The organism is Priestia abyssalis (genome assembly GCF_002019595.1).
Classification (GTDB): domain Bacteria; phylum Bacillota; class Bacilli; order Bacillales; family Bacillaceae_H; genus Bacillus_BA; species Bacillus_BA abyssalis.
Genome location: NZ_KV917369.1, coordinates 5,149,568 through 5,175,715 on the forward strand (window position 1 = coordinate 5,149,568; position 26,148 = coordinate 5,175,715).

The 26,148-nt window shown below is 40.4% G+C and carries 28 protein-coding genes, 1 pseudogene and 2 riboswitches; of the genes and pseudogenes, 3 read left to right on the forward strand and 26 right to left on the reverse strand.

What is annotated here, in order from left to right; all coding sequences use genetic code 11:
* The first annotated feature begins 91 nt into the window (after positions 1-91).
* Positions 92-358, forward strand: coding sequence for a DUF3055 domain-containing protein (locus BK575_RS24760; RefSeq protein WP_078414195.1), 267 nt, complete (start codon positions 92-94; stop codon positions 356-358).
* Between the two features lie 46 nt (positions 359-404).
* Here the strand turns inward: BK575_RS24760 and BK575_RS24765 are convergent, their stop codons facing one another.
* Positions 405-680 carry a YutD family protein gene (locus BK575_RS24765; protein WP_078414196.1) on the reverse strand — a complete coding sequence of 92 codons (276 nt, stop codon included), beginning with the start codon at positions 678-680 and terminating at the stop codon, positions 405-407.
* Between the two features lie 115 nt (positions 681-795).
* On the opposite strand from BK575_RS24765, the gene BK575_RS24770 reads away from it, so the two are divergent.
* Positions 796-1,476: a YhcN/YlaJ family sporulation lipoprotein gene (locus BK575_RS24770; RefSeq protein WP_078414197.1), complete on the forward strand. Its 681-nt coding sequence runs from the start codon at positions 796-798 to the stop codon at positions 1,474-1,476.
* Positions 1,477-1,641: 165 nt separating this feature from the next.
* Here BK575_RS24770 and lipA read toward each other — a convergent pair whose 3' ends face one another.
* Positions 1,642-2,544: a lipoyl synthase gene (gene lipA / locus BK575_RS24775; protein WP_078414198.1), complete on the reverse strand. Its 903-nt coding sequence runs from the start codon at positions 2,542-2,544 to the stop codon at positions 1,642-1,644.
* Positions 2,545-2,899: 355 nt separating this feature from the next.
* Here lipA and BK575_RS24780 point away from each other — a divergent pair, with 355 nt between their 5' ends.
* On the forward strand, positions 2,900-3,928 hold the full coding sequence (locus tag BK575_RS24780) for a M23 family metallopeptidase (protein ID WP_078414952.1): 1,029 nt from the start codon (positions 2,900-2,902) through the stop codon (positions 3,926-3,928).
* Between the two features lie 176 nt (positions 3,929-4,104).
* On the opposite strand, the gene BK575_RS28205 is transcribed toward BK575_RS24780, so the two are convergent.
* From BK575_RS28205 to BK575_RS24895, 24 genes and pseudogenes are all read right to left on the reverse strand, one after another.
* A complete protein-coding gene (locus tag BK575_RS28205) occupies positions 4,105-4,212 on the reverse strand; it encodes a methionine/alanine import family NSS transporter small subunit (protein WP_139368101.1) in 108 nt (35 codons plus the stop codon).
* The gene (locus BK575_RS24785) at positions 4,212-5,726 is read right to left on the reverse strand and encodes a sodium-dependent transporter (RefSeq protein WP_078414199.1); all 1,515 of its coding nucleotides are present in this window, start codon (positions 5,724-5,726) and stop codon (positions 4,212-4,214) included. Before BK575_RS24785 ends, BK575_RS28205 begins: the two co-directional genes overlap by 1 nt.
* A 201-nt stretch (positions 5,727-5,927) precedes the next feature.
* The gene (locus tag BK575_RS24790) at positions 5,928-7,499 is read right to left on the reverse strand and encodes a Na+/H+ antiporter NhaC family protein (protein WP_078414200.1); all 1,572 of its coding nucleotides are present in this window, start codon (positions 7,497-7,499) and stop codon (positions 5,928-5,930) included.
* A gap of 144 nt (positions 7,500-7,643) precedes the next feature.
* Positions 7,644-7,834: riboswitch (Lysine riboswitch) on the reverse strand.
* Between the two features lie 86 nt (positions 7,835-7,920).
* A complete protein-coding gene (gene yunB, locus BK575_RS24795) occupies positions 7,921-8,679 on the reverse strand; it encodes a sporulation protein YunB (protein ID WP_078414201.1) in 759 nt (252 codons plus the stop codon).
* Between the two features lie 105 nt (positions 8,680-8,784).
* A complete protein-coding gene (locus BK575_RS24800) occupies positions 8,785-9,879 on the reverse strand; it encodes an HD-GYP domain-containing protein (RefSeq protein ID WP_078414202.1) in 1,095 nt (364 codons plus the stop codon).
* Positions 9,880-10,043: 164 nt separating this feature from the next.
* Positions 10,044-10,346, reverse strand: a complete 303-nt coding sequence (locus BK575_RS24805) for a YunC family protein (RefSeq protein ID WP_078414203.1) — start codon at positions 10,344-10,346, stop codon at positions 10,044-10,046.
* Positions 10,347-10,407: 61 nt separating this feature from the next.
* The gene (locus tag BK575_RS24810) at positions 10,408-11,229 is read right to left on the reverse strand and encodes a sulfite exporter TauE/SafE family protein (RefSeq protein WP_139368180.1); all 822 of its coding nucleotides are present in this window, start codon (positions 11,227-11,229) and stop codon (positions 10,408-10,410) included.
* 196 nt (positions 11,230-11,425) lie between these two features.
* The gene (locus tag BK575_RS24815) at positions 11,426-12,280 is read right to left on the reverse strand and encodes a DUF72 domain-containing protein (protein ID WP_078414205.1); all 855 of its coding nucleotides are present in this window, start codon (positions 12,278-12,280) and stop codon (positions 11,426-11,428) included.
* 166 nt (positions 12,281-12,446) lie between these two features.
* A complete protein-coding gene (gene sufB / locus BK575_RS24820; RefSeq protein ID WP_078414206.1) occupies positions 12,447-13,844 on the reverse strand; it encodes a Fe-S cluster assembly protein SufB in 1,398 nt (465 codons plus the stop codon).
* 34 nt (positions 13,845-13,878) lie between these two features.
* The gene (sufU, locus tag BK575_RS24825; protein ID WP_078414207.1) at positions 13,879-14,325 is read right to left on the reverse strand and encodes a Fe-S cluster assembly sulfur transfer protein SufU; all 447 of its coding nucleotides are present in this window, start codon (positions 14,323-14,325) and stop codon (positions 13,879-13,881) included.
* Positions 14,315-15,535 (reverse strand): cysteine desulfurase, encoded by a 1,221-nt coding sequence (locus BK575_RS24830; RefSeq protein WP_078414208.1) that lies wholly within the window; start codon positions 15,533-15,535, stop codon positions 14,315-14,317. The genes sufU and BK575_RS24830 overlap by 11 nt, the downstream gene beginning before the upstream one ends.
* Positions 15,535-16,836 carry a Fe-S cluster assembly protein SufD gene (gene sufD, locus BK575_RS24835; protein ID WP_078414209.1) on the reverse strand — a complete coding sequence of 434 codons (1,302 nt, stop codon included), beginning with the start codon at positions 16,834-16,836 and terminating at the stop codon, positions 15,535-15,537. The genes BK575_RS24830 and sufD overlap by 1 nt, the downstream gene beginning before the upstream one ends.
* A 17-nt stretch (positions 16,837-16,853) precedes the next feature.
* Positions 16,854-17,639, reverse strand: coding sequence for a Fe-S cluster assembly ATPase SufC (gene sufC / locus BK575_RS24840; protein ID WP_078414210.1), 786 nt, complete (start codon positions 17,637-17,639; stop codon positions 16,854-16,856).
* 261 nt (positions 17,640-17,900) lie between these two features.
* Positions 17,901-18,266, reverse strand: a complete 366-nt coding sequence (locus tag BK575_RS24845) for a carboxymuconolactone decarboxylase family protein (RefSeq protein ID WP_078414211.1) — start codon at positions 18,264-18,266, stop codon at positions 17,901-17,903.
* 139 nt (positions 18,267-18,405) lie between these two features.
* Entirely contained in the window at positions 18,406-19,239 is an 834-nt protein-coding gene (locus tag BK575_RS24850; RefSeq protein ID WP_078414212.1) for a MetQ/NlpA family ABC transporter substrate-binding protein, read from the reverse strand.
* Between the two features lie 16 nt (positions 19,240-19,255).
* Entirely contained in the window at positions 19,256-19,882 is a 627-nt protein-coding gene (locus BK575_RS24855) for a methionine ABC transporter permease (RefSeq protein ID WP_078414953.1), read from the reverse strand.
* A 34-nt stretch (positions 19,883-19,916) separates the two neighbouring features.
* Entirely contained in the window at positions 19,917-20,942 is a 1,026-nt protein-coding gene (locus tag BK575_RS24860) for a methionine ABC transporter ATP-binding protein (protein ID WP_078414213.1), read from the reverse strand.
* 116 nt (positions 20,943-21,058) lie between these two features.
* Positions 21,059-21,170, reverse strand: a riboswitch (SAM riboswitch).
* 287 nt (positions 21,171-21,457) lie between these two features.
* Positions 21,458-21,906, reverse strand: a pseudogene (locus BK575_RS29445) (PLP-dependent transferase); the annotation flags it as partial.
* A 111-nt stretch (positions 21,907-22,017) separates the two neighbouring features.
* Entirely contained in the window at positions 22,018-22,332 is a 315-nt protein-coding gene (locus tag BK575_RS24870) for a thioredoxin family protein (protein ID WP_078414214.1), read from the reverse strand.
* A gap of 14 nt (positions 22,333-22,346) precedes the next feature.
* A complete protein-coding gene (locus BK575_RS24875; RefSeq protein WP_028396156.1) occupies positions 22,347-22,703 on the reverse strand; it encodes a toprim domain-containing protein in 357 nt (118 codons plus the stop codon).
* 304 nt (positions 22,704-23,007) lie between these two features.
* Positions 23,008-23,250, reverse strand: coding sequence for a YusG family protein (locus tag BK575_RS24880; protein ID WP_078414215.1), 243 nt, complete (start codon positions 23,248-23,250; stop codon positions 23,008-23,010).
* Positions 23,251-23,343: 93 nt separating this feature from the next.
* Complete coding sequence (gene gcvH, locus BK575_RS24885) at positions 23,344-23,727, reverse strand: glycine cleavage system protein GcvH (RefSeq protein WP_078414216.1); 384 nt, start codon at positions 23,725-23,727, stop codon at positions 23,344-23,346.
* 138 nt (positions 23,728-23,865) lie between these two features.
* Complete coding sequence (locus BK575_RS24890) at positions 23,866-24,222, reverse strand: arsenate reductase family protein (RefSeq protein ID WP_078414217.1); 357 nt, start codon at positions 24,220-24,222, stop codon at positions 23,866-23,868.
* A 138-nt stretch (positions 24,223-24,360) separates the two neighbouring features.
* Positions 24,361-26,145 carry an acyl-CoA dehydrogenase family protein gene (locus tag BK575_RS24895; protein ID WP_078414218.1) on the reverse strand — a complete coding sequence of 595 codons (1,785 nt, stop codon included), beginning with the start codon at positions 26,143-26,145 and terminating at the stop codon, positions 24,361-24,363.
* Positions 26,146-26,148: the final 3 nt, after the last annotated feature.

Sequence of the window (26,148 nt, forward strand, 5' to 3'; positions counted from 1 at the left end):
CGTAAACACAGAATAAAGAACAATAGTAAGATTAGAAAAATGAAAGTGGATTCATAAAACACAAAGAAATAATGATAGGAGGATTAAATAAATGAATGAACGCTTTTTTTTATACGATGATACAGTTGAAACCAAGACAAGGTTTATCAGCTTTATGGGAGAGAATCAACGATTTGATTTAGCAATTGTACAATCCGACCGTTATTACGGAAAACATCTTGTGCTTGATATTCAAGGCGGACGCTTTGCGATTATTGGTCAGGATGACTTAGATGAACCGGGCTATTTAGAAGATGTCTACAAGCTCAATGAAGAAGATGCGCAGGAACTGCGGGAGTTTTTATACGAAATTGTTTAAATAAAAAGGTCAAGCGAAGGACAAAGCGTCTTTCTTCTTGACCTTTTTATTTATGCACTTTTTTAACTACAAAATAAGCACAGCCGAAATTACAGTATTCCTGTATGTAGTCATTTAATGTACTGATTTTTGTATCATATGTCGATTTTTGATTTTGGTCGTCAAAAAAACCTCGAAGCCGAAGCTGGTTGTAGCCCCAATCGCCGACAATATAGTCGTATCTTGTTAAGATATCACTGTATCTTGCCCTGAAGACTTCTTCATTAAAGCCGTCCCGAACTTCTTTTACGACTTCATAGCAGATATTATTGATGCAAATCATAAAATATTCCACCCTCCTTCCTGTTAACAATACCATAATTATAGACACTAAACCATCAATTAACACGAAAAAATCCGAGTAAATGCAGCACCCTAACAAGTAGGGGGTGTTACTATTGAACAAGACATTTGGCTACGTTCTTATTGCTTCTCTCTTTACGATCACTGGATGCCAAGCAGGTATGACAGAGAATGAAGAAGCATTGTATGAAGAAAGCGGCAATACCATTAATGTATCAGATCGAAATGAAATTTATAACGAAGAAAATATGACTGATAACCGCGGCACTTCCCGTTATGGATTTGTAAGACATCAAAAAAATCCAACAGGAAATGATGTAAACATGTACCAAAAAATTGCAGCATTTGATCGCGAGAAAGCAGCAGATACCATTAGCCGCCTGGCTGTGGCCCTTCCAAACATTAACGATGTTGCAACATTAGTAACTGATGAAGAAGTACTCATCGGCTACAAAACAACTGAGGACGACCGCATGGAGGCAGCAGACCAAGTAAAACGCACAGCTATGTCTGTCGTCCCAAGATATTATCATGTATATGTGACAGACAATCCCCGCATTATGCAGGATATTGAAAACTTTAGTATGGTTGGTTCTACTACTCCCAATATGGAACGATCCATTGAAAATACAGTCCGTGAAATGCTGAAATCTCCACAAGGCCGCAAAATGAGCGACGGAGAAGATGCGAACGGTGAAATGAAAAATGAATTGAACGATCCAATGGATGGCGATATTAAAGACCGCCCTTCCATGGAACATCAATTAAAAGACTAAGAAAGAAAGCATAGGATTCCATGTAAACACGGCAATGTCAGCACTAGTGCACTCTGTACGCCAGAAGTCCGACAGCGAAACCGCTCCTTGAGTTTAACGGTTCAACCGACGGAACTGGAGTTAAACATAAAAAAACGCCCCGGCTTGAATTAGCCGGGACGTTTTTTACGCATTCTCTTTGTCACGCATTTGCTTTGTAGCAGCGTTAACTTGCTCGTCAGCATGGTAAGATGAGCGGACAAGCGGGCCTGCTTCAACATGGCTGAATCCTTTGCTCAATCCAATCTCTCTTAGCTCTTCAAATTCTTGCGGGGTGTAATACTTCACTACTTTTAAATGCTTTTTCGTTGGCTGTAAGTATTGACCAATCGTCATGATATCAACATTATTGGCACGTAAATCATCCATCGTTTCAATGATTTCTTCTTTTGTCTCACCTAAACCAACCATTAAACTTGACTTAGTTGGAATATCCGGCTGCATCTCTTTTGCACGACGAAGAAACTCTAATGAACGCTCATATTTGGCACGCGCGCGAACTCTAGGCGTTAAGCGGCGGACCGTTTCAATATTGTGGTTTAAAATGTCAGGACGAGCATCCATTAACATTTTTAAGTTCTCTTCAATTCCACCCATATCAGAAGGAAGAACCTCAATCGACGTAAACGGGTTTTTGCGGCGAACGGCACGAACTGTTTCTGCAAACACCTCTGCTCCCCCATCTTTTAAATCATCACGGGCAACAGCTGTAATAACGGCATGCTTCAAGTTCATCAACTGAACAGAATCAGCTACCCTTTCTGGTTCTTTCCAGTCTAATTCAGAAGGCAAGCCGGTTTTTACGGCACAAAAACGACAGGCACGTGTACAAACGTCCCCGAGAATCATAAATGTAGCTGTACGGCGAACCGCCCAGCATTCATGAATATTAGGGCAACGTGCTTCCTCACAAACAGTGTGAAGATTCTTTTCCCTCATCATCTTCTTTAAGCCTGTATAATTTTCATTCGTATTTAATTTGATTTTCAACCATTCCGGTTTGCGAACATGTTCTTCTTTTGTGGCCATCTACATTCACTCCATCCATGATCGTTCCAATTTTCAATGTATATGTAAGTGTATACGACTTTTCATTAAAGCATAACTATATGTCACTTTAACATTAAAAAGCGCTTTCGACAAGTTCTCTGTCCACTATTTACCTCATCTCTTCCCTTTAAAATATTGGAAATAACTTAAATGTTGGTTTTCCCTTTTTATTTGTTTTGTAAAAGTGGACCGTTTACTCTATATTCCGTTTCTTCACTTAATAAGCGGCACGGTCCACTTTTACCAATGATGGGCATGTATCTGAAAAGATACATGCCCATCATTGGTAATAATTTATATTTATGAATTAGCTTTTATCCCGCAAACTATTCTTATGGAGCAGTTGGAAGGAGGATTAGAATTGAAAGCTTTACGATGGTTTCTCCTTTTCATCTTCACTTTTTCTAACTGTCAGATAGGTTACGCCACGACAAATGTGCAAGATGAAGAAGCAATCAATGCCCGGCGGATGGAGTTGTATAAAAAGGCAGAAGCGTTCACCCAAATTCCCTGGTTTTACTTTGCAGGGATGGATCAGTATGAGCGCAGTGCCCGACGGGGAAGAAGAGATATCCCAAGAGAACAAGGTTCCTTATCTATTTATTTTGAACAAGGCAAGTGGGCAGGCCCTTTAAATCCACAACCGGAAGATACCAATGCAGCTACCATTCTTCTGTTCGGCGGATATGGCAAAGATGGAGACGGAGATGGCAAAGCTTCCGTTCATAATGATGAAGACATCATTATGTCAGTCGCCTCCTATCTTCAATCATTCGGAACAAGTCATGAGCACATTAAAATGGCTCTGTGGAATTATTACAGACGCGCCAAAGCTGTTGATATCATTGTTGGCAATGCTAAATTATTCGAGAAGTATAATCGTTTAAACCTTCATGATAAAGTATTTCCTGTTCCTCTCCGCTCCAATTACAGTTATAAAAACACATGGGGAGATGCAAGAGGATGGGGAGGACGCCGCATTCATGAAGGGACAGACATATTTGCTGATTATGGGGTACCTGTTCGTTCTACTTGCTATGGAATTATTGAATTAAAAGGGTGGAACCGATATGGCGGTTGGCGAATCGGCATTCGCGACTTGAATAACGTTTATCATTATTTCGCTCATTTAAGCGGGTTTGCAAAAGATTTAAAAGTAGGACAAATTGTAGAACCCGGCATGCTTATAGGCGGTGTGGGAAGCTCCGGATACGGACCTCCCGGTACATCTGGTAAATTCCCTCCACACTTGCACTACGGGATGTATAAAGATAACGGTGTAACAGAATGGTCATTTGATCCATATCCACAGTTAAAAATGTGGGAGCGAACAGAAAGATTGCAGCTAAGAAAGAAAAAATAAAGAGGGTGGCTCAAACGGTATCTTTTCATACCGTTTGAGCCACCCTCCTGAAAAGACCCGCCATGAGAATCCAGTAAAACTAAGAATTCAGTGACGGGTCCTTTCAGTAAAAACAATTTTGCGGCCTAACTAACCATCAGTGGTGGATGAAGATCCCTCGCTGATGGAAGTTTCCTTTATCTACTTTCTCTCGCTTTTTTTACTGCGTGAGCGATGCTGGCTCCTAAGCCGCCCCAAATAATGACCATACCTACTATCATCATCATTAATGAACTTGTTTCCATTAGCTTGAAACCCCCTTATCATGCGAAGTTGAGGTAACTGCTTCATTTTTCCACTTCAATGTGGAGAACACAAATCCAAGAACAATAACACCTGCTGCTATGAGCCAACCGAATGGGACAACAAACGATGTTGCGTATCCTCCGTAATTTTCAGTTAAGTTTGTTTTTATGTTATCAAACATCATATAGCCTAATACGAGTGGTGTGATAACGGATAAACAAATTTTCCACCAGCCGCCTAACAGGATGTCAGAAACAGAGTTCGCATGTGCTTGCAGGTTTTTAAGCTCTTTTAGTACCCATGCTACTACCACTACTTCGATAAGCCCTGCTAAAGCTACCCCAAAGTTATTGATGAAGTAATCAATAACATCCAAGAAGAATAAACCGCCTTGAGTCGCAAACAATAGAGAGATCACGGCAGCTAAGCCGCCGCCTACTGCAACAGATTTTGTACGGGATACACCAAATTTGTCTTGAACTCCCGCAACAAATGTTTCTATGATAGAAATTAACGATGTTAAGCCTGCTAAAACTAAAGAAGCAAAGAATAAAAAGCCAAAGAACTCATTAAAAGCCGGGAACTCGTTAATAATTTGCGGGAAGACCACAAATGCTAACCCAACCCCGCCTGATACAACTTCATCAACACCTACACCTTGCTGATGAGCCATAAATCCTAACACACTGAATACTCCAATACCTGCTAACAGCTCGAATGCGGAGTTACCGAATCCAGTAATGAAAGCATTGTTTGTAATATCGGATTTTTTAGGAAGATAACTGGAATATGTCACCATGATGGCAAAAGCAATGGATAGACTAAAGAAAATTTGCCCATAAGCAGCAACCCATACTTTTCCATCCATAATAACATCCCAATTCGGTTTAAAGAAGGCATTTAAACCTTCTACGGCACCATCTAATGTAACAGCTCTTAAAACAATGATAAGGAATAAGACAATTAATGTCGGCAAGAAAATTTTATTAGCAACCTCAATACCTTTCTTAACGCCTTTTAATAATACGCCTAAAGCAACAACCCAAACGATGATCAATGGAATAAGAATATGTGGAACAAGACTTCCTGTTTGCCCTGGTGTTTCAACTAATTTTAAATAATCACCAAACAAAAATCCCTCAGTATCTTTCCCCCAGCTTAAATTGAACGAAAATACTGTGTAAGACATAGCCCAAGCGACGATAACGGCATAATAAACGGCAATAACAAAGGAAATTCCCACTTGCCACCAGCCAAGCCACTCTGTTTTACGATTCAATCTCGCATATGTTAAAGGGGCCGAACCACGATATTTATGCCCAAGTGTAAATTCCATAATCAATAATGGGATACCTGCTGTTAGCAGAGCAAACAAGTAAGGCAAAAAGAAGGCTCCTCCTCCATTCTCATAAGCTGTTGCAGGAAAACGCCAAATATTCCCTAAACCGATCGCAGAACCCGCAGCTGCTAAGATAAAACCAGCACGTGTTCCCCATTGCGGACGATTTTCCATTTTAAATCCCCCTTTTACAAATGTTGTAATTTTTTAATTTTTCTGATTTTTAAATATTCTATAGACAGTATAGCTAGTCTTATACCATCTGTCAAAACAATATTTTGAAAAAATTTATTTTTTTGAATTACAGTATATTCTGACATTTAAAGCGAAACAAATCGGTGCATATCTATGCACCGTCTTGTCTTAAGTAACACGTTATTCAACTGAAGTTGTAACGCGATTACGCATAAACATAATAAACAATACTAGTAAAACAACAACGACAAGAAGACCGATTGTCGAGCTTCCTGTAAAACCAAGAATCAAATAACCGATACCGGCCAATAAAGCCGATATTAAAGCGTATGGCAATTGGGTCATAACGTGATCGATATGGTGGCACCCCGCTCCCGTCGAAGACAGGATAGTCGTATCAGAAATTGGAGAGCAGTGATCGCCGAATACAGAACCCGCCAATACAGCAGCAAGGGATGGCAACAGCAACGCAACATCCGTGGAAGCGGCAATGTCCCCCGCGATTGGGAGCATAATGCCGAATGTTCCCCATGATGTTCCCGTTGAGAAAGCCATCAATCCAGCAATAACAAATAAAATAAACGGTAAGAATGATACATTGATATTGGCACTTTCAACAATGCCTGCCAAATACTCGCCTGTTTTCAGCTGACTAATTAAGTCTACGATCATCCATGCCATGAACAAAATATAAATAGCCGGCAACATGGATTTAGCCCCTTCTGCAATCCCTTTAGGCAATGCACCCATCGTCACTTTTTGAGACTTGGAAACTTGAACAAAAAATAAAATGAACGTAACAAGCAATCCCAATGTTCCGCCGTACACAAGAGAAGTTGGGACATCCGTATTTTCAAATAACTTGAAAATATTTACGTCTTTCCCGCCGATCGCTTTGTAGCCTGTCCACATCATCGCTGAAATCGTTCCAACAATCAGAGCTAAAATCGGGAGGACTAAATCGATGACACGTCCCTTTTCACTCTCAGGAAGATCCTGAGAAAGCTCGCCTGCTACATCTCCTTTAGAAGAATCAATGACTTCGCCTGTTGCTATCGCGCGGTCTTCATGCACTTTCATACTGCCTAAGTTGATGTTATAAACTCCGACTGCAAATACCATAATAAGTGCTGCAAACACATAAAAATTCATTGGAATCATTTGAACAAATGCCGAAATGGCTGAATAATTACTAATTTCATGTGCCGCTAAAATAGAGCCGATCACTGTAATGATATATGCACCCCAACTTGAAAACGGTGCAATTACACACACAGGAGCAGAAGTTGAATCAATGATATAAGCGAGCTTCGCTCTTGAAATACGCTGACGATCCGTTAAAGGGCGGCTCACTTGACCTACTGCCAATGCATTAAAATAATCATCAATAAAAATAATAATTCCTAACAATGCCGTAATAAGATGGGCACCAACGCGTGTTTTCACTCGCTTCAACGCCCATTCCCCAAACGCACGGCTTCCGCCGGAAATGGAGATAAACGCCGTAATAACACCTAAAATGATTAAAAACAGTAAAATATATAAATTGTATTTATTTATTTCTCCATCAGCATAAAAAATAGCCGAGAAACTGCCCCATACTTTTTGCAAAGCCTCTGTAACAGAGAACTTCGTTAATACAAGTGCTGCCGCTGCAATTCCAACCCCGAGCGAGAGTAAGACTTTTCGTGTTAAAACAACCATTAAAATGGCCAGTACCGGCGGCAATAAAGAATAAACCGTTCCTTCCATATAAAACGTGACCCCCTATAAATCTTGATGTTCTTGTCTTCATAAGGGAGGGATGTTACGTCACGCTGCGAGACAAATAAAAAAAGAGTAATGATAGAAAATAACCTATTCATTACTCTTTTGTAATGTATGTTATCCTCCATCACGATCAGTAGCCCTCCATTATGAATACAAACGTTGTGTTCATAATGACAGTGTTATCCTTGTTCAGGATAACCCCAGTAAAAGCAGTTTTGACACACTCCTTCTACTTCGGCGAAAAATCCTTTTCGTTATGATCTCCGTTGTCATCCTTACATAACGTACTCTTATTTTTCGCATCCTCTACCTCATCGATCTGATAAGGTGATGTATTCAATTTCACTTTATCCATTATAAGTACTAGGCCCTACTCTGGCAAGTGTTTTTTATGAATGTTCCTTTAATTGGCAGGAATCTCGATGGATGGAGATGAATCTCCGCCGCTATTGTAAAAATCCGGTACTTTTCCTTGGATGACACGCATCGCTACTGGAATATTCGTTTTAACGGTCGCTACACGAGTAGCAAATGGAATAATAACTTGAACATTTACTTCCACTTCAATGAAAACTTTAATTAAAGCATTATTGATGCCAAATGGCTCAATCACTTCTTTCGCATCTGAACGAACATCGCCGATGGCATTGAATTTAACGGGAATAAGAGGACCTAAGTTTCCTAATAAAGCGTTATTCGTTGCTTGCCCCAACGGAATTTGGTACACGATTCCTTGTTGCCGCAATTTTTCATCCGTTTCAATCTCGATATCAGTAGGAATTTCGAGCATCGCTAAGTTTCCTTTCTCTGCTTCCTTTAGATTCGCTTGGACTAAGTGAGTCGTTTGTGCCAATACCCGATTAACAATAGCTGTATTAATGTCAATTGTCGCAATCTCCCCTTTATCGTCTGTTTCAATTTTAATAAGTTCATTTGCATCCAACTCTTCAGCAACTTTTTTATTAATGGCTTTACTAATGACAAGACTGGCAATCCGCTTTGTTTGTGTCTCAGCATAGCTCATTAAAGTCGGCTCGATTCCTCTATTGATCATCCAAATGCCTGCAGCGGTCGATAACATAAAAAACACGAAGGTCAGCAAAAAGACATATCGAAAAGGCAGCGGACCTTTTCTGGGACGTTTAATCCGAATCCGGCGCAAAAAAATCCCTCCTTACAAGCTATATATATGCTTAAATAAGAAGGGTACGCTTTTTTTCTATTATAAATAGTTTAACAGGAACAAAAAACGTGACCGTTCAATTATTTATATGACGGCAGTATCACATTCCGTAATCACGATATGCAATTCTTTCATTAAATCGATTTCATATGACGTTTTAAGCTTTTCACCGTTTGAGTGCTCTAAAATCATGACATGCGGACGATCACTCATCTCTTGATTCTGGCGGCTGACAACACCTTTTCGTCCATCACTCAGCACTACACCCAAGCCAACGGGGTATACGGCAACCGCTCTTCGAAAACTCTCTACCATTTGCTTGTCAAACAGCGTCCCCGCTCCCGCATATAAAATTTCCAGCCCCTCATGAGGAAGCATCGCTTTTCGGTAAACACGATGGGAAGTGACCGCATCATACACATCAGCAATCGCTAATATTTTTCCAAAAAGATGAATTTGATTTCCTTTTAAACCTCGAGGATAACCTGAACCATCCAGCCGCTCATGGTGCTGATAAGCACAGTGCGCTACCAATAAGGAAAGAGTTGGCACTTTGCGTAACAGTTCGTAGCCGTATTCAGGATGCTTTTTAACTTCTTCAAATTCCTCTGCCGTCAATTTTCCCGGCTTGTCTAAAATATCGAGTGGAACTGATACTTTTCCCACATCATGTAAAAGAGCTCCTATACCAATAGTTTCTAAGTCATTATCAGACAGCTTCAACTCCATTCCAAGAGCCAAAGCATACATGGTGACATTTATCGAATGAGAATACACATAGTCATCATATATATAAATATCGGTAAGCAAGTTAAGGACATTTTCATTGTGTTTCAGCTCTCCGATAAAATTCCGAACTAAACTCACAACCTCCTTCATGGATTTTTCAAGAAGGAAAGATTGCTGCTGTTTGCTTTCATTAACAATCCGGTTGAATGAGGATTTGATAAAGGAAATCGCCTCTCTTCGCAATTTCTCCGAGATAGAATCATATATGCCAATATGCTCAATACGCCCGTCCTCTATGTAGACATAAGAAATTCCAAGGGAATCCAACCTTTCAATCATACGTGCCGTCAATGGAATTCCCCTACTAATTAAAGTAGAGCCCTGCTCATTATAAACAGGTTTTGCTAAACATACACCAGCCTGCAACGAATTTACTGAAACTAATCTCATACGCTCTCCCTACTACTTTTTCATTATCATCTCTGCTTTTTTTCATATCTTTTCCATTGTAACATAAAAGTAAATTTTCAATCATTGCGGATTTTCAGCAGAAATGCTGTTTACATGAAACCAGTATCTCCTTAAATGGACGGGAACACGCTCCCGTCCATTTTTTAAAGCATTTTTAGCAAAGCGTCCTTCCCTTTCATTCCAGGAGTAATTCCCAACGTTTCAGCATGCAGTGTGACAGACTCTAATGGCGCTTCCAATAATTGCTCAATAGTTCTTACACCGACTGCTCTCCCTGCAATAATTTCTCTATCTTTTAATTTGGCGTTCAACAAATCTACATCAAGCGCCCCGCACATGATATATCCTTTATCTGAAGAAACCGTCAACAGCGTCGTTTTAGGCAATAATACCGTCACCGCTGTGAAAGTATGATTGTCAATCATAACTGGCTCCAATGTAACCATTCTCTCACCCCTCTCCTTTAATCAACTTATGAAGCAATAGGAAAAAAAGTGAGGGAGCCTGTTAAAATAACCCTTGATAAATAAGCCTAAAACCGACTACTAAAAGAATCACTCGCAGTACATTTACGACCGTTTTACTGTTTAATCTTGTATTGATAAAAGCTCCCAATCGACCGCCTATCCACGCTCCCGGTACTAAAAACAAAGCCATTCCCCAATCCATATTCCCCATACTAACATGGGTGATTGAACTTAAAAGCGAGGAAAGAAAAATCATAAACATAGACGTAGCCACGGCAACATGGGGAGGAAAGGCAAACAGCAATATCATAGCAGGTACCATAAGAGATCCTCCCCCTATACCAAACAAACCAGAAAACAATCCTACAATAAATGAAAGTACCCAAGCTGTAACAGGATGAAAGCCGTATGTATGCATATTCCCATCAGGATCTTGATATATGCGCATGATGGGAAATGGTCGTTTCATTTTTTTCGGTTTGATTTTATCCTTAAACATCAAAATAAAAGAGGTCAAAATGATAAATGAACCAAAATAAATGGAAAAAGAGTGCATGTTCAAAGATTTATTGGCAATGGCTCCTGCAATTCCCCCCGGGCCGCTTCCGAGAAAGAAAATCCAAGCACTCCTATAATCAACCGTTTTATGTTTCATATACGTTAACGTGGACGCCAGGCCGATAAAAATAATGACAAGCAACGATGTACCAACAGCCGTTTGTGGTGTAATCCCCGATAACCACCTGGTATAGGTCCCAAAAAACAACAAAGCCGGAACAATGATAATTCCTCCTCCAAGCCCTACTAAACTACCAACCGTTCCGCCAACCAAACCAATCAATAATAAAATAAATGACTGTATCATTGCCTTACCTATACGACATTGAGCTGAAAATGATGTACGTTAAAAAAATACCGAGCAGAAACACAAATAAGGACACACCCAGCAGAATTTTGCTTTTACGTTTAAAACCTGCAAGCAACAACAGTAATCCAACGAAAAAGCATAGCAAAATTAAAAAAGAAAAACCAATGGCCATTTCTCTCACCCTATCTTTTTAAATATCCTCAAATAATCCTAACTGTTTAGGCGCCAATCCCTCGTAACGGATATTGAGTAAATCAATTAATTGCTTGGCATTATCGGCAGCATCTCCGCCAGAATTATTGTTAAATAAAATATAAATATCTTTCGTTTGCTGTTTTAAAATTTGCAGCCTTTCTTTCCATTCTTCCAGCTCTTGGTCATTATAACGATATAGAAAACGAACCTCTCTCCAATTCCCACCTGCCGGTTTGTTCCACCCGTGTACATTTCGACCATGAAATCGAATTAATGTTTTTTCTTTATTTGCAGCTTGCAAGACGATTGGAATCGACCCTTCCCCTGCTTGCGGTTCATCGCAAATCCCATGAATCCAATTTTCTTTTTCCATAAACGATAGCGTTTTATCATAAAAAGCAGGATCAAACCAAGTTCGGTTCCGGAATTCGAGTGCAACCGGGAAGTCAGCCAGCTGCTCACGGCTGTATCGTAAGTAATCAACATTCTCCCGGCGGCAGTCAAACCAAGGCGGGGTCTGAAACAACACCATTCCCAGTTTTCCCGCCTTTATGTAAGGGGTTAACGACTGGCGGAACGCTTCAAACATTTCTCCTTTATCTTTAAACGGTATTTCCTCCCGCTGATGGCCTGTCATTCCCTGATACGCTTTTACCACAAAGCGAAACGAGTCAGGTGTCTCACTCACCCATTTCTCAGCATTCGATTGGGGCTGAATGGCATAAAAAGAAGAGTCTACTTCCACAATGGGAAAATGCCCTGCATACACCGACAATTTATCCCGGGCAGACACACCCGTCTTATATAAAGAATCATGATCTCCCCAGCCTGTTACACCGATATAAATCATATCCTACCTCCTCAATCAATGATAGCATATCATGCCGAGTTATTTCCCTCTTAGATTAACCACATTATGGAACAATAAAGAAAATTTCTATCAATAGGCATCCTACTCCCGTTAATGCGAGATAAAAAAAATCGTCCCCTTCCTAAAAAGGAAGGGGACGATTTTTTTATCCGATGGAACCTTCCATCTCGAACTTGATCAAGCGGTTCATTTCAACCGCATACTCCATTGGAAGTTCTTTTGTGAACGGCTCAATGAAGCCCATAACGATCATTTCTGTTGCTTCTTGCTCAGAGATACCGCGGCTCATTAAATAGAACAACTGCTCTTCTGATACTTTTGATACTTTCGCTTCGTGCTCAAGCGAAATGTTATCATTCAAGATTTCATTGTATGGAATCGTATCAGACGTCGACTGATTATCCATGATAAGCGTATCACACTCAATGTTTGCACGAGCGCCATCCGCTTTGCGGCCAAAGTGAACAATTCCGCGGTACGTTACTTTACCGCCATGTTTAGAAATCGATTTAGACACGATTGTCGACGAAGTATTCGGAGCTAAATGAATCATTTTCGCACCAGCATCCTGATGCTGCCCTTTACCGGCAATGGCAATGGATAGTGTCATTCCGCGTGCACCTTCACCTTTTAAAATGACCGCAGGGTATTTCATCGTCAATTTAGAACCGATGTTGCCGTCAATCCATTCCATTGTCGCGTTCGCCTCACAAACGGCACGTTTGGTTACAAGATTATAAACGTTGTTTGCCCAGTTTTGAATGGTTGTATAACGACAGTAAGCATCCTTTTTAATGATGATTTCTACCACCGCACTATGAAGAGAGTTCGTCGTATAAACAGGCGCTGTACAGCCCTCTACGTAGTGAACATGTGCACCTTCATCCACAATAATTAATGTACGCTCGAATTGCCCCATGTTCTCAGAGTTAATGCGGAAATAGGCTTGTAATGGCGTTTCCACTTTTACCCCTTTTGGAACATAGATGAACGATCCTCCAGACCAAACAGCCGAGTTTAATGCAGCGAATTTATTATCTGTCGGAGGAATAACTTTCGCCCAGTGCTCACGGAAAATGTCTTCATTTTCTCTTAAAGCAGAGTCAGTATCTTTGAATACAATTCCTTTTTCTACAAGGTCTTCCTGCATGTTGTGATACACAACCTCAGACTCATATTGAGCGGAAACCCCAGCCAAATACTTTTGTTCCGCCTCAGGAATCCCTAATTTGTCAAATGTTGCTTTAATTTCATCCGGAACTTCATCCCAAGAACGCTCTGATTTTTCCGATGGCTTTACATAATACGTAATTTCATCGAAATTCAGGCTGTTCAAGTCTCCGCCCCATTGCGGCATCGGCATGCTGTAGAAAAGATCCAGTGATTTCAAGCGGAAATCCAGCATCCATTGCGGCTCACTTTTCATTTTTGAAATTTCTTCTACAATTTCCTTTGTCAATCCGCGTTTTGAGCGGAAAATAGACACGTCTTTATCGGCAAAACCATATTTGTAATCGCCGATTTCAGGCATTTTCTTTGCCATATTTTACTACCCCCTACTTGATAGGATTGGGATTTTACTCCGTCTCTGATTGATTTCCTATACCTTTTTCCATCGCTTTCCACGCTAACGTAGCACACTTGATGCGAGCCGGGAACTTAGCAACGCCTTGAAGTGCTTCGATGTCACCTAAATCAAGGCTGTCATCATAGTCCTTCCCTTGCATCATATTCGAAAAGATAGATGAAAGTTTCAACGCGTCTTCAATCGTTTGTCCTTTAATCGCTTGCGTCATCATGGATGCGGAAGATAATGAAATCGAACAACCTTCACCTTCAAACTTTGCATCTGCCACTTTACCGTCTTCCACTTTTAAAGAAAGCTGGATACGATCGCCGCACGTTGGATTGTTCATATTGATCGTAACCGTGTCTTCTGAAAGAACACCGCGATTGCGCGGATTTTTATAGTGATCCATAATAACCTGACGATACAGTTGATCAAGGTTGTTATTAAAAGACATTTGTAAAATACTCCTTTGTTTTAATTAATGCTGAAACAAGCTTGTCGGCCTCTTCCTCCGTGTTATACAGATAGAAGCTTGCACGGGCAGTAGCTGTTACATCCAAATATCTCATTAACGGCTGAGCACAATGGTGTCCAGCACGAACCGCAATGCCTTCAGCGTCTAAAACTGTCGCTACATCGTGCGGATGAACGTCGTCGATATTAAATGTGACGACGCCAGCGCGCTCTTTCGGACCATAAATGGTAATGCCCTCAATTTGAGACATGCGCTCTAATGCATACTGAGCGATTTTATGTTCATGCGCTTCAACGTTCTCCATCCCGATTTGGTCCAAAAAGTCAATCGCGGCCCCTAAGCCAATTGCTCCTGCGATAATCGGCGTACCGGCCTCAAGCTTCCAAGGAAGCTCTTTCCACGTGGAGTCTTGTAAATTAACGAAATCGATCATTTCGCCGCCAAATTCAAAAGGCTCCATGTTTTCCAGCAGGTTCTTCTTACCATATAATACCCCAATGCCTGTCGGGCCACACATTTTATGACCGGAAAACGCAAAGAAGTCACAGTCCAGATCCTGTACATCAACCTTCATATGAGGAGTGCTTTGCGCTCCGTCCACTGCCATGATTGCCCCATTTTTATGAGCGATTTTAGCAATTTCTTTAATTGGGTTAATGGTACCAAGAACATTGGATACTTGCATGACAGATACAATCTTTGTATTTGCCGTAATCGTCTTCTTGACGTCTTCCAAATCCAGTTGGCCGTCAGCTGTTAAAGGAATGTACTTCAAAGTTGCCCCTGTAGCTTTTGCAACTTGCTGCCATGGAATGATATTGGCATGATGTTCCATGTATGTGATGACAATTTCGTCACCAGCCTTCAAATTAGCACGCGCATAGCTGGATGCTACTGCATTTAAGGAAGTGGTCGCTCCACGAGTGAAAATCACTTCTTCCGTAGATTTTGCATTAATAAATTTACGGACTTTTTCACGAGCACCTTCATATCCGTCAGTTGCCTTCGTACCAAGAGTGTGAACACCTCGGTGGACATTAGAGTTATACTCGCGGTAATACTTATTTAACGCTTCAATAACAGAAATAGGTTTTTGAGAAGTCGCAGCACTATCCAAATACACTAAAGGATGATCGTTCACATGTTGATGCAAAATGGGAAATTGCTCACGAATATCCTGGATATTCATTATCGCACTTTCCTTTCAATGACATCTACTAACTGCTTTTTAACGGTTTCAATCGGTAATTCATTCACAACAGGTGCCAAGAAACCGTGAATAACTAGTCGCTCCGCTTCTGTTTTTGGAATACCGCGGCTCATTAAATAATACAGCTGAATAGGATCCACACGGCCTACAGAAGCTGCATGGCCTGCCGTAACATCATCTTCGTCAATTAATAGGATAGGGTTTGCGTCTCCACGTGCTTTTTCGCTCAACATCAATACACGAGATTCTTGCTCTGCGTTTGACTTGGAAGCACCATGTTCAATTTTACCGATACCATTGAAAATGGCACTCGCACTTTCTTTCATAACACCGCGTTTTAAGATATATCCTTCAGAATGTTTTCCGTAATGGACAACACTTGTTGTAAAGTTTTGAGATTGCTCTCCGCGTCCCACTGTAACGGTCTTAGTATCTCCATAGGACCCATCACCCATTAAATACGTGATGTTTTCAGACACCGTGTTTCCTTCATTCATCAAACCAAGCGCCCATTCGATACGCGCGTCACGACCTGCAATACCACGGCGGTTGACATATGTCGTTGTGTCTTTCCCTAAATAGTCCACAGCGCCGAATGTAACTTGGGCATTTGTATTGGCAAACACTTCCGTCACGATGTTAACGATGCCTTTCTCTGTTGTTGATACATAGTTTTCTACGTATGTGACAGAGCTGTTGTCATCTGCTACAACGATGACATGGTTGAATAGCGGCGCCTCACTGCTTTCGTGAGTGAAGATCGCTTGAAGCGGCTCTTTTACTTCCACATTTTTCGGCACGTATACAAATACGCCGCCGTTCATGTATGCTGCATGAAGAGCACTTAAACGATGTTCATCTACTTTTACGCCGTCTTTCATGAAATACTTTTGCAAAAGGTCTCCATGCTCTTTTGCTGCCGTTTGGATATCCGTAAAGATAACGCCTTGCTCTTTTAAATCATCGGCAAGTACGACATATGCTGCCGTTTGGTCACGCTGAACATATAAATTTTTCACTTCTTCTTTATCAATCAAGGCTTTTACTTTTTCAGGCAGTTCTTCAATCGATTGAACAGCCGCCGTTTTTGCCGTATGATTTTCAAAAGCAGTAAAATCCCATTTAGAAATATTTGTTTTATCCGGCTTCGGTAAAGGAAGCTCCTCCGCTTTTACAAGAGCGTCTAAGCGAAGGTCAAGAAGCCAGCTTGGTTCTCCCGCTTCCTTCGAGTAGCTGCTGACATACTCTTGATCGAATGGTAATTTCGTCTCGATAGTCATGTTAATCCTCCTAACGCTTACGCTTCTTGACCTACAGTTTCGTCTTCAATACCTAACTCTTTTTTGATCCAGTCATACCCTTCCGCTTCTAAACGCTGCGCCAACTCAGAGCCTCCTGATTTCACAACGCGGCCTTGCATCATAACGTGAACATGATCAGGGGTAATGTAGTTTAATAGACGCTGATAGTGTGTAATGATTAGACAGCCGAAGTCTTCGCCGCGCATTTCATTAACGCCTTTTGATACAACTTTCAATGCATCGATATCTAATCCAGAATCAATTTCGTCTAAAATAGCGATTTTTGGTTGAATCATCATTAATTGAAGAATTTCGTTACGCTTCTTCTCCCCGCCTGAGAATCCTTCGTTTAAGTAGCGTTGTGCCATGTCAGGATCCATTTCTAAAAATTCCATGTTTTTATCTAATTGGCGGATAAATTTCATTAATGAAATTTCATCACCCTCTTCGCGGCGTGCATTCACGGCAGAGCGTAAGAAATCTGCATTTGTTACACCACTGATCTCACTTGGATATTGCATCGCAAGGAAAAGACCTGCACGAGCGCGCTCGTCTACTTCCATTTCTAACACATCTTGACCATCAAGCGTGATGCTACCCTGTGTGATTTCATATTTAGGATGACCCATGATAGCAGAAGATAAAGTTGATTTACCTGTACCATTCGGACCCATGATTGCATGGATCTCTCCACCCTTAATTTCTAAATTGACACCTTTTAAGATCTCTTTCCCATCGATTGAAACATGAAGATCTTTAATTGTTAAAGTTGAACCAGCCATGATAAAACCTCCAGTAATATGACGTATATATCGGATTGTACCTCTTACATCATTTTTTAATCCATTCTCATTTTATTCTCATTACAATCTTATAACAATTGAAAAGTTATCGCAACCTTTTAACACTATCTAGGTAGTGAAAATGGTTCTCACTTCTTAGCTTTTGCCAGCTTCTTAAATATATGTAAGAAGGGTGATTGAAAACGGATTGAAGTATCTGCCCCGTTCTCAATCACCCTTCTAAAAATCAATAACTATTTGTTAATGAGTTTGTTGGTTTAATTCTTGAATGCACTCTTGTACGAGAGTAACAGCTTGACTCATTGCTGCTCCTCCTCCAAAAGCTGCTGCAACGCCGCAAGCTTCTAAAACCTCTTGCTCAGACGCGCCCTGATCTAAACAGCCTTTTGTATGATAAATCATACAATACTCATCTTGTGCAACTAAACTAATCCCAAGGGCAATAAGCTGTTTATCTTTTTTAGATAAAGAGCCTTCTTCAAAACAAGCCTCCGTAAACGCATTAAAAGCACGGGCTACTTCCGGAAGCTTTTGAGTGAATTGTCCAATTCCTGTTTTATAATTAAGCAAAGCAGTCTCAGTCGAAGTGCGTCCTTCATGTTGCATACTAGCGTCAACCCCCATCTCATAATTTGGTCAACGTTAGTATGCTTAAAATTACCGAATGTATTCCATCAATTGAAAATTATGCTTTCTTAATCTTTTAAAAAACAAGGGCCTCCATATGAGGACCTTGCTCTACTTATTATTGAGCTGCTGGGATAACAGCACCTTGGTATTTCTCATTGATGAAGTCTTGGATTTCTTTTGATTGAAGAACTTCCGTTAATGCTTTGATTTCTTCACGGCCCTCGTCGCCTTTACGAACAACGATTAAATTTGAAGGAACAACATCGCTTCCTTCAAATGCGATACCGTCTTCTTTAATATTTACTTTACCTTCAATTGCATAGTTTGTATTGATTACTACAGCATCTCCTTCACCGTTTTCAAAAGAAGTTGCTAAAAGCTTCGCTTCAATTAATGTAGAGAAATCTAAGTTTTTCGGATTTTCAACAATATCTTCTACTCGTGCGTTTTGACCAACGCCTTCTTTAAGTTTAATTAAACCAGCCTTTTCAAAGATCGGCAAAATACGGCCATGGTCACTGAATGAGTTGCTCATAATGATTTTGGCACCTTCAGGAAGGTCTTTTAAATCTTTGTATTTTTTTGAATAAATACCGATTGGCTCTTTATGAACTTCACCTACACTGACAAAATCATAACCTTTTTCTTTCATTTCTAACTCTAAATATCCTGGAGTTTGGAAATAGTTTGCATCAAGCTCTTTTTCTTTTAAAGTAACATTCGGTAAAACATAGTCTTGGAAAACTTGAACCTCAAGATCAATTCCTTTTTCAGCAAGTAAAGGTTTCGCTTCTTCTAACACTTCAGCATGCGGAATAGCGGAAGCCCCTACTACTAATTTTTTATTGCCATCTTCTGTTGTGCTTTCCTCTTCCTTTTCCCCTCCGCCGCAAGCTGCTAACGCAACCAGTAAAACGGCAGCAATCAGGAAACCAAGTAATTTTTTCATAATCCTTTCCTCCTAATCATCTTTTATCAATTTTTTTAGTAAAATAATCTCCAATAAATTGGATGATAAACACAATAATTAAAATGGCTACAGTCGCTACAAAGGTTAAAAACGGGTTACCACCTTGAAATCCTTCTAAATAAGCGAAATTACCTAATCCCCCCGCTCCAATTACACCAGCCATCGCCGTATAACTGACTAATGCAATGGCAGTAACGGTAATGCCTGATATTAAAGCCGGCAAAGATTCCGGGATTAAGACTTTAAAAATAATTTGCAAATTCGATGCCCCCATTGAATGCGAGGCTTCAATAACACCTTTATCGATTTCCCGAAGTGCAATTTCCACCATCCGGGCATAGAATGGCGCAGCCCCAATAATCAAAGCAGGCAAAGCGGCATTCGCTCCTAAAATGGTGCCTACCAGCAACTTGGTAAAAGGTATTAACAAAACAATTAAGATAATAAAAGGGATTGAGCGAAATACGTTTACAAATGTTCCGATAATCGTATTTACCGCGCGGTTTTCCCACATGTTCCCTTTCCCTGTTAGAAATAACAATAATCCAAGCACTAAACCTAAAACGAATGTAGCGGCAACCGAAAGCAGGGTCATATAGATGGTCTCTTGAGTAGCAGCCATTAGTTTGTCCCATTTAAGCAGTTCAAACCATTCACTATTCACTTTCGATCACCTCCACTTCTACTAAGTTTTTCCTCACATATGCAATTGCTTGGTCAATCACATCATTTTCCCCGAGCAATTGTACAAACAGTGTTCCGTAAGATCCTTTTTGGGTTTGCGAAATCTTTCCTTGTAAAATATTAATATTTAAGTCGAAATTTCGAATTAAATTCGTAATGAGCGGCTGTTCTGCCGACTCCCCTACAAACGTCAGTTGGATAATCTTGCCGTTCGGGTATTGGTCAACAAGATGCTCAATCGTCTCTCTCGTTTGTTCCGGTTCTGTTACTTGTTTTACAAACCTTTTCGTGATCGATTGTGTTGGATTTCGGAAAACCTCAAGAACCTCTCCTTGCTCTACGATTTGGCCGTTTTCCATCACGGCAACACGATGACAGATTTTACGGATCACATGCATCTCATGTGTGATCAGAACAATCGTTAAACCGAGCTTTTCATTAATATCTACCAATAAATCCAAAATGGCATCGGTTGTTTGCGGGTCCAAAGCAGATGTCGCTTCGTCACAAAGAAGTACCTTAGGATTACTAGCCAACGCTCTCGCAATACCGACCCTTTGTTTCTGTCCTCCGCTCAACTGAGACGGATACGCATCTTCTCTTCCTTCCAGTCCGACCAACTTGATTAGCTCATCTACTCGCTTCATGCGCTCGTTTTTTGCTACTCCTGTAATTTCAAGTGGAAACGCAATGTTTTCCCTCACAGTACGAGACCAAAGTAAGTTGAAATGCTGGAAGATCATGCTGATTTCCTGACGCGCTTTCCGCAGCTTTTCACCCTTAATTCGCCCAATATCGTTTCCTGCTACTTCAACCGTTCCTTCAGTAGGAACTTCAAGTCCGTTCAGCAATCGAATTAATGAGCTTTTTCCTGCTCCACTGTATCCAATAATTCCGAATATTTCTCCGGATTTAATTTCCAAATTAACATTATTAACGGCTGTAATCTCACCATGCTTGGCACGATAGATTTTTTTGACATCCTTTAATGTAATCAAACTCTCTCACCTTCTTTTCTTAACGCTTATTCTTTTTGTATCTTTCCCTAAACATTGATCGACAACTAAAAAGCCTTTCTACACATGAGCAGAAAGGCTGAATATTTCGTTCCTTTCTCTCATCTCTCAAAGCAAATTGCCGCTTTGTAGGAATTGGCACCATTTCAGCTGATGCTGACGGTTGCCGGGCTTCACAGGGCCATGTCCCTCCACCTCTCTTGATAAGAGTACTTATCCGTTATCTATTTAATTTTGTCGTTTATTGTCTAAAAGGTACGAGAGTGATTGTAGCATGCAAATAATAAAAGTGTCAATGAATTAGTTGTATTTTTCATGCTATTTGTAATAGTTAACAAAGACCGAATGTTTGATCATTTCATATTCAACTGTTTTCATAAAAGAACGCCCTATCATGTTTAAGCGTGACAGGGTATTCCAAAAGCAAGGAGAACAATCTATCTTTTGAGGAAGAACCTGCTATTTACACCTTAAATAATGGCTGAATTTAAACAAGTAGCCTCTTCATGCTGAGGGTGATCGCTTAATTCCGGATAAAGAACCCAATCTACCGCAGGATACTGCTGTAGATAGTCGATGACTTTTCTTACATTGGCGACATGTTCTTTCATGCGTATATGAAGTGTTTCTACTGGAAAGCATTGAACGGGCTCATGAATGCTCCGATGTAGCGCAGCAGCTGAACCTTTGCTTTCACGATATGGGCAAGCGGTCCTAACGCTTCAGCGTAAACGAGATTATGATAACTTGGATCCGGTGTCGTAAATTCAAGGAATTTAGGAGAGTTCCAATCAAACTTCCCGCCATCGACTATGTTGCCGCCCAATGTCTTCCTGTTTCCAAGAAGCCATTTTGCGGCAGAATGAATGACAATATCTGCTCCATGTTCAATCAGGCGGCACAAATACGGAGTTGCAAACGTGTTATCAATAATTAAAGGAATTCCCTAAGAAATTCATTGTTATTTCAAAGACAAAAAGTGTTCCAAAACCAGTAAATCCTCCATGGTTTTGAAACACCTTTTCTCAACTGCTGACAGACTGGTCAAGTCTATTCTTTACGTCAGACAAAATGGCTTTAATTCGCTTAATATATATTCTATCGAATGAAAAGCATACATTTTTTGTCTCACTTCATTCCTCTCTATCATAATCAAACAAGGTACACTTTCAATTTCATATTGTTTGGCTTGATGAGGCATGAAATTCAAATTACACATTCCTATTTCAGTGCCAGGCAGCATCGCTTCAGCTACGGTCAGCATTTTCTTGGCTACCTGGCATGTCCCACACAATGGCGTATAAAAGAAAACAACCACCTGGTCCTTTTCTTTTAGTTGTTTAGTTAGCTGTTCTTCGTTCCATTCGATCATTGTATTCAATTCCTTTAATTCTGTATTAAATATTCGGTATTGACGTCTATATTGGCACTTAACAAGACGGTCGCAATATGATTTTTAGGTGCAGCAGCAACTTCCCTGTACATTTTATCGATGTAAAGATGTTCGGCTTCGGGTAATTCCCGTTTGAATTGTTTTCGAAGTTTGTTCCCGGCTTCGTCTGAGTCTACTAAAATGTAGACTTCTTTTTGATCGATGGTATCAATAATTTCGTCTAATCGAGCTACACTGATCGTTCCGTTTGTACAAATAATCTCAATCGGCTCCTTAATGATACTCTCAATTCTTTTTTTATCGGACCTGCCTTCTACAATAATTACTTTTCCATTCTCTTCTACCGACATAAACATCACCTATTATTCATCAGTTGTATATGAGAAGTAACAATACCTCTACATTATACAATATTCGTTACTTTTTATCTGTTCCCCTGTTTTTTAAAATCTTTTAGTAAAATCTTTAAGAAAAGGCAGTGGAAATCACCACCGCCTTTTTACTATATATCCTACTGAATAATTCGACACATCTTCATTCAATCAAGAAGTATCCCAACTGGCCATCCAGACAATTTGAATTTGCCCTCAAAGATTAGAAAATTCGCCATGGCCGTTCTTTGGTCATGGCGAATTTTTTAAATCGATACATATATCAGCACCATCCCTCATCCGAATCGCAGTCTGTATACTTCTCATCTACTTTGGAAGGGACATCCACATATTGATAAAATTTGTATTTTTCGTGTTCAAAACCTGGTTCCAACTCATACTTATAGCCGGTTTCTTCAATCACTGCACGTCCAATGGGCTGCTTTTCAACATACAAGTCCATGCCTTCATGATGAAATTTAGCGGTTACGCGATCTGTTACATCCAGCTTTTTCTTCTCAAACATAAAAACAGACACCCTTTCCTAAAGTTCCTTTAGTCATAGGGTGCCCGTCCACATCAGAAAAACTCTGACCGTAAATCATTTTTTACTGGAGTGTTATCCTTCGTTTACCATGTTTTCATATTCTTCCGCGCTCATCAGCTTGTCTGCTTCGCTTGCATCAGAAGGCTCAATCACGATCATCCATGCTTTTTCATACGGTGATTCGTTCACGAATTCCGGATTGTCATTTAAATCTTCATTGACTTCTACTACTTTACCGCTAATTGGAGCGTATAATTCAGAAACAGTCTTAACAGATTCAACGCTTCCGAAAGGCTCGTCTGCTTGTACAGTCGCGCCAACTTCCGGCAGCTCAACAAACACGATATCTCCAAGCTCTGATTGAGCGAAGTCCGTGATTCCCACACGCACTAAATTTCCTTCTGTTTTTACCCACTCATGCTCTTCAGAATAACGTAATTCTTTTGGTGCATTCATCCTAATCCCTCCAACAATCGTCTAAAGTTTAATACTTGCTCAAGAGTAGAAACATTTTACAAAAACGCTACTATTTAGTGTAACGTAATTTAATAACTTTTTCTATTTGAAAAAATAAAAGTTTGTATGTACTGAAAATTATGTCCATGCTTCCTTATATTGTTCTTCTTTAAATCCAACTGTCACTTGATTACCATCCGTAACAAACGGACGTTTTAACAGCATCCCGTCTGATGCCAACAAATCGAGAAGCTCTTGCTCGGTTGCCGTTTTCACCTTATCTTTTATACCAAGTTCACGATATTTCATACCGCTTGTGTTAAAGAACTTTTTCATCTCTAACCCGCTTTTCTCATAATAAGATTGGATTTCATCCTTTGAAGGCGGATTTTCAACGATATGAATTTCTTCATAAGAAACACCATGATCATCCAGCCATTTTTTAGCTTTGCGGCATGTACCGCACTTTGGATATGTATAAAACTTGATCGCCATTTATAACACCTACCTATATATTTTAGACTTTTTTCGTATTTTAACACATCCTATTTTCCTTTTCATCCAAAACGGGAATCCCCTCCAAGGGATTCCCGTTTTGGACAAAAATGCATGATCAAAATACTTATTTTTCTTTTATACTACATAACGTTCAGCATCGATAAGTACTTTAGCGATTTCACGCTTCTTGGCGACAACATTGATTGGTGTATGCCTTGTAAATTTGCGAAGAGCTGACAGCATCATACGAAGTGTATCCCCTTGTTCCACGGCGACCAATGTCTCTTTTGCATGCGCTTCAATTTCATTGAATGCTTCTTGGCAAAATACTTGTGTATAAAGTACTTTCAACTCGTTTTTCTCCGCACCCTTTTTCTCGATCGCTTTTTCTGTACGTAATAAGGCTGATTCCATCGCATATACGTTGCTGATGACATCTGCGATATTCACAAGAACCTCTTGTTCCTTTTCCAATGCTTTCCCGTATTTTTGAGCGGCAAGACCCATCATCAATAACGCAATTTTCTTTGCGTTCTTCACCAAATAGTTCTCTTGATCTAATACGCCTTCTCCCACTTCTTCCGGCATAAGCATCATTAATTCTTCTTGTAACGCCTGCGCTTTTTGCAATAAAGGAAGCTCTCCTTTCATGGCCTTGCGCAAATATGTGCCAGGTACCAGTAACCGGTTGATTTCATTCGTCCCTTCGAAAATGCGGTTGATGCGGGAATCACGGTACATGCGTTCAATTTCATATTCAGCCATAAACCCATACCCGCCGTGGATTTGTACCCCTTCATCCACAAGATAGTCTAGTGTTTCAGTCGCAAATACTTTATTCAACGAACATTCAATTGCATACTCCGCAATGGATGCAGCCACTTGTTTTCCATCTTTTACTTCTTCATCCGATAAACGCCCCATACGATCTTCAAATAACCCGACTGTACGATAAACCGAGCTTTCCGTCGCATACAACTTAGCTCCCATTGTTCCCAGTTTCTCCTGCGTTAAAGAAAATTGGGAAATCGGTGTCTTGAATTGCTGGCGCTGGTTGGCATATTGAACTGTCAACTCAAGAGCGCGTTTTCCTGCACCGACGCCTCCCACTCCCAGCTTATAACGTCCAATGTTCAAGATATTAAAGGCGATCACATGGCCTTTACCCAGTTCGCCAAGAAGATTCTCTTTGGGTACAAGAGCATCTTGTAAAATTAATGTTCTAGTGGAGGAACTTTTAATTCCCATTTTCTTTTCTTCCGCTCCTGTGGATACACCAGGAAACTCACGTTCAACAATAAAGGCCGAAAAGTGCTCCCCATCAATTTTCGCATACACGATAAATACATCGGCGAAGCCTGCATTTGTGATCCATTGCTTCTCTCCGTTCAGCACATAATGGCTTCCCTCCGCATTTAAGCGGGCTGTCGTTTTCGCTCCAAGTGCATCGGAACCTGACCCAGGCTCTGTTAGAGCATATGCCGCTAACTTCTCTCCTGTTGCCAATACAGGTAAGTACTTCTGTTTTTGTTCTTCCGTCCCGAACAATACGATTGGAAGAGAGCCAATTCCGACATGTGCTCCATGAGAGATGGAAAAGCCCCCTGCCCGTGACATTTTCTCGGCAATCAACGCAGAGCTCACTTTATCCAACCCTAGCCCGCCATATTCTTCCGGTACATCAGCCCCGAGTAACCCTAAGTCTCCTGCCTGTTTTAATAATTTAACAGAGCGGTCAAACTCGTGATTTTCTAAATGCTCAACTTGAGGCAGCACTTCATTTTCTATATAATCTTCCGTTGTTTTAGCAATCATTTTATGCTCATCCGTATAATCTTCCGGTGTATAAACTTGCGAAGGCAAGACCTCTTCAATCAGGAAACTTCCACCTTTAACGATTTTATTTGTTTGATTAGCCATTTT

What these genes read in the sequence shown, in the direction of transcription:
- sufD (WP_078414209.1), bottom strand. Translation starts at nt 16,836, where the DNA reads ATGACTATCGAGACGAAATTACCATTCGATCAAGAGTATGTCAGCAGC.
- BK575_RS24845 (WP_078414211.1), bottom strand. Translation starts at nt 18,266, where the DNA reads ATGCAACATGAAGGACGCACTTCGACTGAGACTGCTTTGCTTAATTAT.
- BK575_RS24785 (WP_078414199.1), bottom strand. Translation starts at nt 5,726, where the DNA reads ATGGAAAATCGTCCGCAATGGGGAACACGTGCTGGTTTTATCTTAGCA.
- sufC (WP_078414210.1), bottom strand. Translation starts at nt 17,639, where the DNA reads ATGGCTGGTTCAACTTTAACAATTAAAGATCTTCATGTTTCAATCGAT.
- BK575_RS28205 (WP_139368101.1), bottom strand. Translation starts at nt 4,212, where the DNA reads ATGGAAACAAGTTCATTAATGATGATGATAGTAGGTATGGTCATTATT.
- lipA (WP_078414198.1), bottom strand. Translation starts at nt 2,544, where the DNA reads ATGGCCACAAAAGAAGAACATGTTCGCAAACCGGAATGGTTGAAAATC.
- BK575_RS24870 (WP_078414214.1), bottom strand. Translation starts at nt 22,332, where the DNA reads ATGATCGAATGGAACGAAGAACAGCTAACTAAACAACTAAAAGAAAAG.
- BK575_RS24800 (WP_078414202.1), bottom strand. Translation starts at nt 9,879, where the DNA reads ATGAGATTAGTTTCAGTAAATTCGTTGCAGGCTGGTGTATGTTTAGCA.
- BK575_RS24815 (WP_078414205.1), bottom strand. Translation starts at nt 12,280, where the DNA reads ATGATTTATATCGGTGTAACAGGCTGGGGAGATCATGATTCTTTATAT.
- sufU (WP_078414207.1), bottom strand. Translation starts at nt 14,325, where the DNA reads ATGTCTTTTAATAACAACCTTGATCAACTGTATCGTCAGGTTATTATG.
- sufB (WP_078414206.1), bottom strand. Translation starts at nt 13,844, where the DNA reads ATGGCAAAGAAAATGCCTGAAATCGGCGATTACAAATATGGTTTTGCC.
- BK575_RS24850 (WP_078414212.1), bottom strand. Translation starts at nt 19,239, where the DNA reads ATGAAAAAATTACTTGGTTTCCTGATTGCTGCCGTTTTACTGGTTGCG.
- BK575_RS24830 (WP_078414208.1), bottom strand. Translation starts at nt 15,535, where the DNA reads ATGAATATCCAGGATATTCGTGAGCAATTTCCCATTTTGCATCAACAT.
- BK575_RS24880 (WP_078414215.1), bottom strand. Translation starts at nt 23,250, where the DNA reads ATGTTTGAGAAGAAAAAGCTGGATGTAACAGATCGCGTAACCGCTAAA.
- BK575_RS24855 (WP_078414953.1), bottom strand. Translation starts at nt 19,882, where the DNA reads ATGGCTGCTACTCAAGAGACCATCTATATGACCCTGCTTTCGGTTGCC.
- BK575_RS24790 (WP_078414200.1), bottom strand. Translation starts at nt 7,499, where the DNA reads ATGGAAGGAACGGTTTATTCTTTATTGCCGCCGGTACTGGCCATTTTA.
- BK575_RS24780 (WP_078414952.1), top strand. Translation starts at nt 2,900, where the DNA reads ATGGAGCAGTTGGAAGGAGGATTAGAATTGAAAGCTTTACGATGGTTT.
- BK575_RS24895 (WP_078414218.1), bottom strand. Translation starts at nt 26,145, where the DNA reads ATGGCTAATCAAACAAATAAAATCGTTAAAGGTGGAAGTTTCCTGATT.
- gcvH (WP_078414216.1), bottom strand. Translation starts at nt 23,727, where the DNA reads ATGAATGCACCAAAAGAATTACGTTATTCTGAAGAGCATGAGTGGGTA.
- BK575_RS24875 (WP_028396156.1), bottom strand. Translation starts at nt 22,703, where the DNA reads ATGTCGGTAGAAGAGAATGGAAAAGTAATTATTGTAGAAGGCAGGTCC.
- BK575_RS24760 (WP_078414195.1), top strand. Translation starts at nt 92, where the DNA reads ATGAATGAACGCTTTTTTTTATACGATGATACAGTTGAAACCAAGACA.
- BK575_RS24805 (WP_078414203.1), bottom strand. Translation starts at nt 10,346, where the DNA reads ATGGTTACATTGGAGCCAGTTATGATTGACAATCATACTTTCACAGCG.
- BK575_RS24890 (WP_078414217.1), bottom strand. Translation starts at nt 24,222, where the DNA reads ATGGCGATCAAGTTTTATACATATCCAAAGTGCGGTACATGCCGCAAA.
- BK575_RS24765 (WP_078414196.1), bottom strand. Translation starts at nt 680, where the DNA reads ATGATTTGCATCAATAATATCTGCTATGAAGTCGTAAAAGAAGTTCGG.